Origin of the sequence: Actinoplanes sp. CA-051413 (assembly GCF_050955795.1) — a bacterium.
Lineage (GTDB): Bacteria > Actinomycetota > Actinomycetes > Mycobacteriales > Micromonosporaceae > Actinoplanes.
This window is the reverse complement of record NZ_CP192100.1, coordinates 3,923,742-3,935,439: the sequence shown is the minus strand read 5'-3', so window position 1 is coordinate 3,935,439 and position 11,698 is coordinate 3,923,742. Positions and strand designations below refer to the sequence as shown.

Sequence of the window (11,698 nt, the reverse complement as noted above, 5' to 3'; positions counted from 1 at the left end):
TCCAGCACCTGCGATACGACGGCGACCGGGACAGCGCGACCCGGAACGGCGTGCATAACCTGCCTGCGCCATCGTTGTGTCACGGGGGAGGAATCAATGAAGGTGCCGAACAGCCGCATATTCGCAGGTGCGGCCGTCGCCGCCCTGGCTGTTACGACAATCGTCTATTCAGGAGGACCCGCGCAGGCCCTCGACAACCAGCTGGGGCTGCCGGCCTTCGGCGACCTCGTCGTCGACCAGGACCACGACCAGGTCTACATCTCCGGTGGATCCAGCTCGAACGGCGTCGTCGTCACCGACCTCCACGGTCACGTGAAGAAGACGATCACCGGTCAGTACGGCGCGACCGGCCTGGCCCTGAACGCCGACAACCACAAGCTCTACGTCGCCCAGGCCGCCGGCGACGCGATCTCGGTGATCGACACCCACACGCTCAAGGAGACCGACCGCTACAGCACCGGCGCGCGGACGTGCCCCACCCACCTCGTACGGGCCGGCGAGCTGCTCTGGTTCGGCCACGGCTGCGACGGCACCTGGAGCGGCGGCGTGGGCCGGGTGAAGTTCCCGGAACCGGTGGAACCCGACCCGTCCGCGTCCCCGTCCGCATCACCTTCGCCGTCGCCGACCCCGAGCACGCCGCCCAAGCCCACCATCGACCTCAACACCCAGGGCGACGTCCGTTTCCAGCGGGCACCCCTGCTCGCCGCCCATGACGACGCCGCCGGTCCGCTGGTCGCCGCCCAGCTCAACCTCAGCCTGTCCACTGTGTACGTCTACGACATCGGCGAGAGCGGTGAGCTGACCACCAGGACCTCGGGCACCGCGCCGGGCAGCAACCTCAACGACATCAGCATCGACAAGTACGGCCAGACCCTGCTGACCGGGGCCGGATCCCGCAACGCGACCCAGGCGTACGCGATCGACGACCTGTCCGGCCGCGGCTCCTACTACACCGGGTACTACCCCGTCGCCGTTGCGGCGGCACCCGACGACTACCACGTCGCCAACGGCGTCCGCGCCACCGGCGACGACATCTACGTCTACGAGACCGGCGGTGTCGTCCCCGAGCGACGCATCGACATCACCACCGACGTGCTCGCCCCGCGCGGCCTGGTCTGGTCCCCCGACAGCGAGACCCTGTATGCCGTCACCCAGCCGGCAGCGGGCGGCGCACCGACCCTGCACGTCATCGACAACCCGACGTCATGACCGGTGGGGGCGCGGCCGCCGAGCCGCGCCCCCACCGCCGTGTCACGTGCCCCGGCGGCTGTTCAGCAGCAGTGACACCTGCAGGATGCCGCAGCTGAGCAGGGCGGCCGCCGGGTGCAGGTCGATGCTGCGCTCGGTCAGGTGCCGGCTGATGGCCGCGGCGATCTCCGCGTCGGCGTACGGCGTGATCGCCAGCAACGCCGGGCCGCCGGCGTCGACCGCCAGCGACGGATCGGCGTGCAGCAGCGTGCGCAGCGCCGTACCGACGTGCGGCCAGGTCGCCGCGGCCGCGGCGAGGAAGATCAGTCCGCGGCCGGCGTGGCCGGGCACCCGCCCGGCTTCGCGGGCGAAGACGTCGGTGAGCGAGCTGCCGCACCAGGTGTCGGCCAGGCTGTCCGGCTGATCGGTACGCAGGGTGAGCCCGATGAAGTCCTCGGCGAGACGATCGGGGTACAGAGGTTCGAGGACCGTCCCGGCGGTCGTGGGCGGATAGCAGCGCGCGTGGGCGTCGAGGATCTGCTGGGCGCTCGTGCCGGCGGCCTCGGTCAGTCCGCTGCGGGCGAGCAGCGCGGCGCCGGCGGGCTGGGGCAGGCCACCGGTGATGCAGGCGATGAAAGCGGCCCGCGCGGCCGTGGCGGACCGGTGTTCGCCGTGCAGCACGGTCCAGTAGTGGTACTCGCGGTTGAGCAGATACCGCGACAGGTCTCTCGCGCCCCGCGGGGCGAGCTGGTGCTGGGCGTACGCGTCGACGACGGCGAGCGCGGCCATGTGTACGGTCAGCACTGAACCGTAGGCGCGGTCCGCGGGACCGCCCGGGACGGCGAATGCCGTGGACGCGGGCAGCCCGTAGATCTCGGCGAAACGTCGGCAGGCCGCCTCGAACAGCGCCTGCCGTTCGGTGTCGGTGCCGGCGAGCGGCTCCAGCGGCACCGGTACGCCCGTGATGATCCCGAGCTTGTCGCAGATCGAGTCGGCCACCGACCACCAGCTCAGCGACCGGGCCAGCAGGAGCACCCGCAGCGGGCCGGTGTGCCGGGCGTACCGGTCGAGCAGTGACTGCAGGTGCGTCAACGGCCACCGTTCGGCGTAGTCCACGACGATGAGCAGCGGATGGTCGCCGGCCACGGTGAGCGGTGCGCCGCCGCCCGGGGTGTCGGTGCGGTGCCGCGCCCAGCCGACCGTCCACCCGGCCGCGGCGGCGTGCTCGGCGGCCCGCGCGGCGAGCCGGGTCTTGCCCTCGCCCCCGGCGGCGTAGATCAGCCGGGCCGCCCGCCGCGGACCGTGGTCACGCCAGGCCGCCAGCTCGTCGAGCTCCCGGGCCCGGCCGCTGAACGGGATCACCCGGCGGCGGGCGTTGAGCAGCTTGCTGGGCTGCTCCCGCAACGCGGCGAGATCCGCGAACTCGTGGGGCAGCTCGGGCGGTGGCGTCTCGACGGTGAACATCGGGCCGTCACCGCCGTACACGTTGGTGGTGATCGGAGCGTGCACGTCCCCACCCACGCTGACCGCACCCGGCCCGACCGCATAGGCCGCCCGGCGATCGGGCGTCACTGCCACAACTGCACATCGGTACGGATGGCAGCAGTGCTCGTGCCACCGACCACGACCGATGCGGGCCCGCTCACGCCGGGTGAGGTCGGCGGGACCGGGCCGGCGAACCGGGTGCTCACTTCCGCGTTGTTGTCACCGCCGACCGCGACAGCGCCAGGACCGGCGGCACTCACCGGAGGTGCGCTGGAACCGAGTGGCGACACCAGATACTGCCAGCAGAGCGCCACCACGGCGAGAACGGCACAGACGGCGCTGGCGACCTTGTCGGCCGTGTCCAGGCCGGTCGCGGCGAACAGCACCACGAGCCCGAGGACCAGCAACCCGGCCACGACACATCCGGCGCGCCGGCTGAACTCCATCACGGCACACATTAGAAGGCCCGCCGCGCGGCTGAGCCAAGCTCGGTCACCCCATCGTGGCGGGCTCGTACCCGCAGGATTTCCGGCTCGGCGGTAGAGCCTGGCAGGTCCGGGTAGACCCGTACGGTGAGCGCCCAGTCATCCACCGCCCGGGTCGCGCCGCCGTCGGCGTGGGCACCGTTGCGCGTCGCCGCCTTCCGCAGTCTGTGGCTGGCTCTGCTGGCCAGCAACATCGGCACCTGGATGCAGACGGTCGGCGCCCAGTGGTTGCTCGTCGAGCAGTCCGGGACGGACACCCTGGTCGCGGTGGTGCAGACCGCCAGCACCCTGCCGATCGTGCTGCTCGCGATGCCGTCCGGCGCGCTGGCCGACACGTTCGACCGGCGCCGGCTGCTCATCGGCGTGCAGGCGTTCCTGGTCGCGGTCGGCGTTCTGCTCACCATCCTGACGTTCGCCCAGCGCATGCCGCCAACTCTGCTGCTGACTCTCACGTTCGCGCTCGGCGCCGGTCAGGCGCTGACCGCTCCGGCCTGGCAGGCCGTCATCCCGGAACTGGTGCCACGCCCCCAGCTGGCCTCCGCCTCCGCGCTCGGGGCGATCAGCATGAACCTGGCCCGGGCGGTCGGCCCCGCGGTCGCGGGCGTGCTGATCGCCCGTACCGGTGTCGGTGTGGTGTTCGCGCTCAACACGCTCTCCTTCATCTTGTTCGCGCTCGTCCTGTGGCGCTGGCGGCCCCCGGCCACGGTGAGCGCCGCGCCGGAACGGTTCGCCGCCGCGGTCCGCTCCGGCGGCCGCTACGTCCGGCATTCGCCGGTGGTCCGGCGCATCCTGCTGCGCGCGGGCCTGTTCCTGGTGCCCGGCAGTGCCCTCTGGGCCCTGCTCCCCCTGGTCGCCAGCCGTCGCCTCGGGCTCGGCTCCGGCGGGTACGGCGTCCTGCTCGGCGCGGTCGGCGTCGGCGCGGTGGCCGGGGCCCTGCTGCTCCCCCAGTTGCGGGCCCGCTGGTCCCTGAACCGGCTGCTACTGGTCGCCGGCGTGGGTTTCGCCCTCGTCCTCACCGTCCTCGCGCTGAGCCGCTCCGAGGCCGTCGTCGTGGCGGCGCTGCTGCCGGCCGGCGTCGCGTGGGTCATGGTGTTGTCCAGCGTGAACGCCGCGATGCAACTGTTCCTGCCCAACTGGGTACGCGCCCGCGGCCTGGCGATCTACCAGATGGTCTTCGCCGGGGCCCAGGCCGCCGGCGCCCTCGTCTGGGGCGCGCTGTCCGACATGTGGGGCCTGGTGCCCGCCCACCTGACCGCCGCCGTCCTGATGCTGGCCGGCGCGGCGACGCTGCGCTGGTGGCCGATGCGCGACACCACCGGCCTGAACCGCGAACCGGCCGTGTTCTGGCCCGAGCCGCACCTGGAACTGGACCCGGACAGCCAGGACGGCCCGGTCCTGGTCACCGCCAGCTACCCGGTGAGCCCCGACCGCGCGGCAGCGTTCGTCGAGGCGATGGAGGCGGTACGCCGCAGCCGGTTGCGGACCGGCGCGGTGCGCTGGGGCCTGTTCCGCGACGGGGAACAGCCGGACCGTTTCGTCGAGGCGTACCTGGTGCCGAGCTGGGACGAGCACCTGCGGCAGCACGGCGGCCGGCTGACCGGGGCCGACCGGGCGGTGGAGGAACGAGCCCAGGCCCTCGCCGACGGACCGCCGCAAGTCAGTCACCTGCTCTCGGCGCGCTGACCACCGGCGACGGGCCGCCCTGTCCGTCGTTTCCCGGACAATACCGATTCAGGCATTGAGAACGATCACTGCGTTCCGCCACAATCGCGACCATGAGTGACGACATCGCAACGGTACGGGACTACGACCTGTTCACCCCGGAAGTGATGGCCGACCACAACGCGTTCCTGCACCGGGTCCGCGCCGAGAGTCCCCTGGCCCGGCTGCCGCAGCTCGACGCCTACCTGCTCACCCGGTACGCGGACATCAACGCGGCCCTGCGCGACAAACGCATGGACAGCGCCAACATGGCCCAGGTCCTGCTGCGCCTCACGCCCGAGGAGCAGGAGGAGCTGGCCCCGATCCGGCGGTCCATCGAGATGTGGATGGGACACACCGTCCCGGCCGACCACGTCCGCTTCCAGCAGCTGCTCAAGCGCTACTTCACCCCGGCGATGGTCGACCGGCTGCGGCCCCGGGTGCGGGCGTTCACCCACGAACTGCTCGACGCCGTCGCCCCCAAGGGACAGATGGACGTGGTCCGCGATCTCGCGTACCCGTTGCCGGCCAACGTGATCGCCGAGCTGCTCGGGATGCCGACCGCCGACCGCGAGCAACTGCAGGCGTGGTCGCGGGACATCGTGCCGATCTTCGGTAACGGCGACCTGCAGCAGATGCGCCAGGCCCAGCGCAGCATGCTGGAGATGCACGACTATCTGCGGACCATCGCCGCCGAACGCCGTCGCGTTCCCCGTGAGGACGTGCTGAGCATGTTCATGGCGGCCGAAGCCGAGGGCGCCATCACCGAGGACGAGGCGGTCGCCAACTGCGTCCTGCTGCTCTTCGCCGGGCACGAGACCACCGCGAACCTGATCGCCAACGGCCTGGTCCTGCTCTTCGACCACCCGGACCAGCTGGCCCAGCTGCGGGCGAACCCGGAGCTGATGCCCTCGGCGGTCGAGGAGATGCTGCGCTGCGACGGCCCGGCCGGCGTGATCGGGCGGGTCACCAAGGAGCCCGTCGAGGTGGCCGGGCACCCCGTACCGGCGGGGCGGCACATCTATCTGGCGCTGATGGCGGCCAACCGCGACCCGGCGATTTTCCCCGACCCGGACACCTTCGACATCACCCGCAAGCGCAACCGGCACCTGAGCTTCGGCATGGGCACCTACTACTGCCTGGGGGCGGCGCTGGCCCGGATGGAGACCGACGAGTGCCTGCGGATCCTGCTGGACCGGTGCCCGCAGCTGCGGCCCGCGTACGAGACCCCGGACTGGACGCCGACCGCGCCGTTCGGCCACCGACTGGAAACGCTCAACGTCCAGTTCTGACCACCATGGACAGGAAAGGGTCACGCGTGGGCGGTGACGATCCTCGGTAACCGCATCGCCAGGGCCGCGGTCACCGCGGCCAGGGCGAAACCACTCCACGGCTGGACCGGCTGCAGGAAGAAGCCGGACAGGGCGAAGACCGCGATGAGTACGGCGTAACCGACGCCGTACCAGCGCAGCTGCCGGCTCGTCCGGGCGATGGCGGTGCCGAGCACGACCGCCGCGACGATGAGCAGGAACGTGGCGCTCAGCGCGGTGGCGAACAAGGCGGGCCCGTACGCGGTGTCGGCGTTGAGATCCGGCATGCCCGCGACGCCGTCGAGGTGGGCGCGGCCGATACCCGGCTGGACGAAGGCGGCACTGCCGAACGCCGCGGCCAGGAACACGTTGGCCAGCACCGTCAGCACCAGCCCGGCGATCGCGGCGCGCGCGGCCCGGCCGTGCACCAGCAACGCGGTAACGGCGGTGGCGCCGAGGACGGCCAGGCTGGTGCCGAGGACGCTGGCACCGAGATGGCTGACCAGGAACACATCGGTGGTGACGTAGCGGGCGTAGGCGTCGAAGTCGTCAACCGAGGGCTGGTGGGTCACGGTGCTCAGACCCAGCAGCACCCCGTACGCGGGCAGGGCCCACAGTCCGGCTCTTTTTCCGGCTTCAACAGGCGTGATGGTCATGGCAGTTGCCTCTCTTGGTGAATCAGATCTGGTGGGTGCCGACGGGCTCGGCGCCGGCCGGGGTGGTGGCGCCTCGACGGCGCAGGGAGAGAGCACTGATCACGGCCGCCGCAGCGGCGACGCCGGCCGCGCCGAGGAACGCCGCCGAGTAGCCGTCGGTGAGGGCGGGCAGGTTGCCGAGCTCGTCGGCGCCGTGGGCCGCGGCGAGCGCGGTCATCGCGGCCAGGCCCAGGGCGGAGCCGACCTGGTAGCTGGTGTTGACGATGCCGGCGGCCAGCCCGCCCTCCTCCGGCCGGGCCGCGGACAGGGCGGTGCCCAGCGACGGGATGAACGCCAGGGCCATCCCGAGGGCGGCGACCAGCGACGCGGGCAGCACGTCGATCAGGTAGCTGCCGGTCGGCCGGATCAGGGCCAGCCAGGCCAGGCCGGCGGCGAGCACGGCCAGCCCGGTGACCAGGGCAGGACCGGGGCCGTACCGGGCGATCACGCGCGGGGCCAGCGCGATCATGCCGATCATGATGAGGACGGTCATCGGCAGCAGCGCGGCACCGCTGGGGAAGGCCCGGTAGCCGAGGACCTGCTGCAGGTACAGGTTGAGGTAGAACCACATCGGGATCCAGGCCGCGCCGAGCAGCAACTGGGCGACGTTGGCGGCGGTCAGCTCGCGGTTGGCGAAGATGGCGAGCCGCATCAGCGGTTCGCGCCGCCGGGCCTGGATGAGCACGAAGGCGGCGAGCAGGACCACCGCACCGCCGAGCACCGCCCAGGTCCGGGTGGTGCCCCAGCCGGCTTCCGGAGCGCGGACGATCCCGTAGACGGCGGTGGCCAGACCGGCGGTGACGGTGAGCGCCCCGGCGACGTCGAGGCTGCCGCGGCGGGCGCCACCGGCGGGCATCAGGGCCGGGGTTGCGATCAGGGCCAGCGCGGCGATCGGGATGTTGAGGTAGAAGACCCACGGCCAGCTCAGGTACTCGGTGATGACCCCGCCGAGGAACACTCCGGCGGTGCCGCCGGCCGGCGCGGCCGCGCCGTAGAGCGCGAGCGCCTTGGTGAGCTCAGCGGGCTTCTCCCCGAAGAGCATCATCAGCAGCGTGAGCGCCGACGGGGCGATCAACGCGGCGCCGGCTCCTTGCGCGGCGCGGGCGGCGAGCTCCACCCCGACGGTGCCGGCCAGGCCCGCGACGGCCGAGCCGGCCAGCAGGATCAGCCAGCCGGCGGCGAAGACGCGACGGGCGCCGAGCAGGTCGGACAGCCGGCCGCCGAGCAGCAGCAGCCCGCCGAAGGCGACGACGTAGGCGTTGAAGACCCAGGACAGGTCGCCGGGTGAGAAGCCGAGATCCTCGCGCATGCGCGGGAGGGCCACCCCGATGATCGAGGTGTCCATGATGACCATGAACTGGGCGAGCGCGATGAGTCCGAGGGCCCACCACCGCTTGGCGCTGTGCACCATGACGTTCACTCCTTCCGTACCCCCAGGGGGTATGTCATTGACCTAATGAGATGTACCCCTAGGGGGTACCCGAGGTCAAGGCCTGGCGGAGAACGACGTCTTCGTCACACGGTGACGGCCGGGAAAGCACGACGGGTGAGCCGGCTCCACGCGGAGCCGGCTCACCCGGGGAAGACTCCGCGTGCGGCGGAGTCCGGTGTGGATGGTGGTCAGGCGCCCTGGTGGGCGCCGGCGAAGCGGCGCAGGCGCAGGCTGTTGGCCACCACGAACACCGAGGAGAACGCCATCGCGGCGCCGGCGATCATCGGGTTGAGCAGGCCGGCAGCGGCCAGCGGCAGCGCCGCGATGTTGTAGGCGAACGCCCAGAACAGGTTGCTCTTGATGATCCGCAGGGTGCGCCGGGACAGCCGGATCGCGTCGACCGCGGCCAGCAGATCACCGCGGACCAGGGTCAGGTCGGACGCCTCGATGGCCACGTCGGTGCCGGTCCCCATGGCCAGGCCCAGGTCGGCCTGGGCCAGGGCGGCGGCGTCGTTGACGCCGTCGCCGACCATCGCGACGACCTTGCCGTCGGCCTGCAGCCGCTTGACCACGTCGACCTTGTCGGCCGGCAGCACCTCGGCGACGACCTCGGTGATGCCGACCTCGGCGGCCACCGCCCGCGCCACGGTCGTGTTGTCGCCGGTCAGCAGCACCGGCGTCAGACCCAGCGCGCGCAGGGCGGCGACGGCCTGCCGGCTGGTCGGTTTGACGGCGTCCGCGACCGCGAGGACGGCGCGGGCCCGGCCGTCCCAGCCGGCCACGATCGCGGTACGCCCGGCAGCCTCGGCATCGGCGGCGGCCTGCTCGAGGCCGGCCGGGACGTCGAGTCCTTCGCGCTCCAGCAACCGCAGCCGGCCGACCAGGACCTCGACGCCGTCCACGGTGCCGCGTACGCCGAGGCCCTCGAGGTTGGCGAAGCCGGTCACGGCCGGCAGCACGCCGACCCGGTCGGTGGCGGCGGTGGCGACGGCCTGGGCGATCGGGTGCTCCGACGCGGCCTCGACTGCCCCGGCCCGGCGCAGCACCTCGCCGGCGTCGACCCCGTCGCCGGGGACGACGTCGAGCAGGGTCATCCGGCCGGTGGTGACGGTGCCGGTCTTGTCCAGCACGACCGTGTCCACCGTACGGGTCGACTCGAGCACCTCCGGCCCCTTGATCAGGATGCCGAGCTGGGCGCCGCGGCCCGTGCCGACCAGCAGCGCGGTCGGCGTGGCCAGGCCCAGCGCACACGGGCACGCGATGATGAGCACCGACACGGCAGCGGTGAACGCGGCCGTCCAGCCGCTGCCGGTGCCGACCCACCAGCCCAGCGTGGCGGTGGCGAGGGCGATGACGATCGGCACGAAGACCCCGGAGATGCGGTCGGCGAGGCGCTGGACCGCGGCCTTGCCGGTCTGGGCCTGCTCGACCAGGGTCGCCATCTGCGCGAGCTGGGTGTCCGCGCCGATGCGGGTGGCCCGCACGACCAGCCGGCCGCCGGCGTTGACCGTCGCGCCGACCACGGTGTCACCGGCGCCGACTTCGACGGGTACGGACTCGCCGGTGAGCATGCTGGCGTCGACCGCCGAGACGCCGTCCTCGACGACGCCGTCGGTGGCGACCTTCTCCCCCGGCCGTACCACGAAGCGGTCGCCCACCGCGAGCTGACCGACAGGGATGCGGGTCTCGACGCCGTTGCGCAGCACGGCGACGTCCTTGGCGCCGAGCTCCATCAGCGCGCGCAGGGCGGCTCCGGCGCGGCGCTTGGAGCGGGCCTCGAAGTACCGGCCGGCCAGGATGAAGGTGGTGACCCCCGCGGCGGCCTCGAGATAGATGTTGCCGGCGCCGTCACCGCGGGTGACGGCGAAGCTGAACGGATGGACCATGCCGGGCATGCCGGCGGTGCCGAAGAACAGGGCCCACAGCGACCAGCCGAACGCGGCCAGGGTGCCCAGCGAGATGAGCGTGTCCATGGTGGCGGCGCCGTGCCGCAGGTTGGTCCATGCCGCCCGGTGGAACGGCAGCCCGCCGTAGACGACGACCGGCGCGGCCAGCGTCAGCGACAGCCACTGCCAGTAGTTGAATTGCAGCGCCGGGATCATCGCCAGGGCGATCACCGGCACGCTCAGCACGATCGAGGTCCACAGCCGGGTCCGCAGCCCGCGCAGCTCGTCGGCCGGCTGCGCCTGTTCCGCCGGGTCGCCCGCCGTACGCGGCGGGGGCGGCACCTCGGCGGTGTAGCCGGTCTTCTCCACCGTGGCGATCAGGTCGTCAGCGGTGACGGCGTCCGCGAACGTGACGGAGGCCTTCTCGGTGGCGTAGTTGACCGTGGCGGTGACCCCGTCCATGCGGTTGAGCTTCTTCTCGATCCGCGACGCGCAGGAGGCACAGGTCATGCCACCGATCGACAGCTCGATCCGGTTCGGTGCCGTCAGCAGCGGCTCGGCGCCTGAGGCCATGGCTGCTCTCCCTCACTCGTGGCTGTGGTCGGTGGCGGACGGTGTCGCCGCGGGCGTGCCCGCCATGGCGGTGAACTCAGCGGTGCGTACCTTGCCGGCGTGCTGGAAGTCCAGGTACAGCCGGTAGCTGCCGCTCGACGGAACTTCAGCGTAGAAGGTGACCTGCGGCCCGGCACTGGTCTTGCCGTCGCCGGGGGCTCGGTCGGGGTGGACGTGCAGGTAGGCGAGGTCGCCGGCCCGCAAAGCCACAAGATGCCCGTACGCGCCCAGGTACGGCTGGAGGTCGGTGACCGGCGTACCGCCCTTGGCGACCGACAGCGTCAGCTTCGACGACGCACCCGGAACCAGGTCGCCCTCCAGAGTGACGGTGTAGCCGTCGACGGTGGCCGTCCGCGAGGCTGCGGGCAGGGGCCGTGGCCGGTAGTCGCCCGGCGCCGGCACGTCCGCGCCCAGCGTCAGGCCTTCCGCGTGCCCCGCGGGCCGGAAGTCGGCGAAGACCCTGTACTGCCCCGCTGCGGAGACTGCCAGCGGGATCGACCAGGTGCCGTCCGCGGCGAGAGCGGGGTGCACGTGCTGGAAACCGGACAGGTCCCGGCGTACCACGATCAGGTGCAGGTCCTTGTCGTGACTAGTGGTGTAACTGGTGACGGGCGCGCCGTCGGGTCCGGCGATCCGGAAGGCGAAGGGCTGCGGCCGGCCGACGGCCAGGGCCGGGGAGAGCGGCTGGAGCTGGTAGCCGTCCTGGGTGATCTGCAGGCCGGCCGGCATGTGCTCGCCGGGGCTGTCCGCCGCGGTGGCACCGTCGTGACCGCCGTCGCTGTGGGCCGTCGTGGTGGTGGTCGCGCTGTCGGCCGGGCCCGCCAGGTTACCGAGGCCGAGCGCCGCGGAGAACACGACAGCCAGGCCGAGCGCGAAGGACCCGAGCTTGAGTGGAGTGCCCATC

General features: G+C 72.3%; 9 protein-coding genes. 3 read left to right on the top strand and 6 right to left on the bottom strand.

The genetic code is table 11. The annotated features are described in order from the left end of the window. Positions 1-96: 96 nt before the first annotated feature. Positions 97-1,209: a YncE family protein gene (locus ACQP2Y_RS18340; RefSeq protein WP_433729781.1), complete on the top strand. Its 1,113-nt coding sequence runs from the start codon at positions 97-99 to the stop codon at positions 1,207-1,209. A 42-nt stretch (positions 1,210-1,251) separates the two neighbouring features. Here ACQP2Y_RS18340 and ACQP2Y_RS18335 read toward each other — a convergent pair whose 3' ends face one another. Together ACQP2Y_RS18335 and ACQP2Y_RS18330 are read right to left on the bottom strand one after the other, a co-directional pair. After that, the gene (locus tag ACQP2Y_RS18335; RefSeq protein ID WP_433729779.1) at positions 1,252-2,760 is read right to left on the bottom strand and encodes a hypothetical protein; all 1,509 of its coding nucleotides are present in this window, start codon (positions 2,758-2,760) and stop codon (positions 1,252-1,254) included. Beyond that, positions 2,757-3,122: a hypothetical protein gene (locus ACQP2Y_RS18330; protein ID WP_433729777.1), complete on the bottom strand. Its 366-nt coding sequence runs from the start codon at positions 3,120-3,122 to the stop codon at positions 2,757-2,759. Before ACQP2Y_RS18330 ends, ACQP2Y_RS18335 begins: the two co-directional genes overlap by 4 nt. Before the next feature lie 123 nt (positions 3,123-3,245). On the opposite strand from ACQP2Y_RS18330, the gene ACQP2Y_RS18325 reads away from it, so the two are divergent. Further along, on the top strand, positions 3,246-4,841 hold the full coding sequence (locus ACQP2Y_RS18325; RefSeq protein WP_433729775.1) for an MFS transporter: 1,596 nt from the start codon (positions 3,246-3,248) through the stop codon (positions 4,839-4,841). 92 nt (positions 4,842-4,933) lie between these two features. Beyond that, the gene (locus ACQP2Y_RS18320) at positions 4,934-6,151 is read left to right on the top strand and encodes a cytochrome P450 (RefSeq protein ID WP_433729773.1); all 1,218 of its coding nucleotides are present in this window, start codon (positions 4,934-4,936) and stop codon (positions 6,149-6,151) included. A gap of 20 nt (positions 6,152-6,171) precedes the next feature. On the opposite strand, the gene ACQP2Y_RS18315 is transcribed toward ACQP2Y_RS18320, so the two are convergent. The 4 genes from ACQP2Y_RS18315 to ACQP2Y_RS18300 form a co-directional block, all read right to left on the bottom strand. Further along, positions 6,172-6,825 (bottom strand): hypothetical protein, encoded by a 654-nt coding sequence (locus ACQP2Y_RS18315; RefSeq protein WP_433729771.1) that lies wholly within the window; start codon positions 6,823-6,825, stop codon positions 6,172-6,174. 22 nt (positions 6,826-6,847) lie between these two features. Beyond that, complete coding sequence (locus tag ACQP2Y_RS18310; RefSeq protein WP_433729769.1) at positions 6,848-8,275, bottom strand: MFS transporter; 1,428 nt, start codon at positions 8,273-8,275, stop codon at positions 6,848-6,850. Positions 8,276-8,484: 209 nt separating this feature from the next. After that, positions 8,485-10,755, bottom strand: coding sequence for a heavy metal translocating P-type ATPase (locus ACQP2Y_RS18305; protein WP_433729767.1), 2,271 nt, complete (start codon positions 10,753-10,755; stop codon positions 8,485-8,487). 12 nt (positions 10,756-10,767) lie between these two features. After that, the gene (locus tag ACQP2Y_RS18300) at positions 10,768-11,697 is read right to left on the bottom strand and encodes a hypothetical protein (protein ID WP_433729765.1); all 930 of its coding nucleotides are present in this window, start codon (positions 11,695-11,697) and stop codon (positions 10,768-10,770) included. Position 11,698 lies beyond the last annotated feature (1 nt).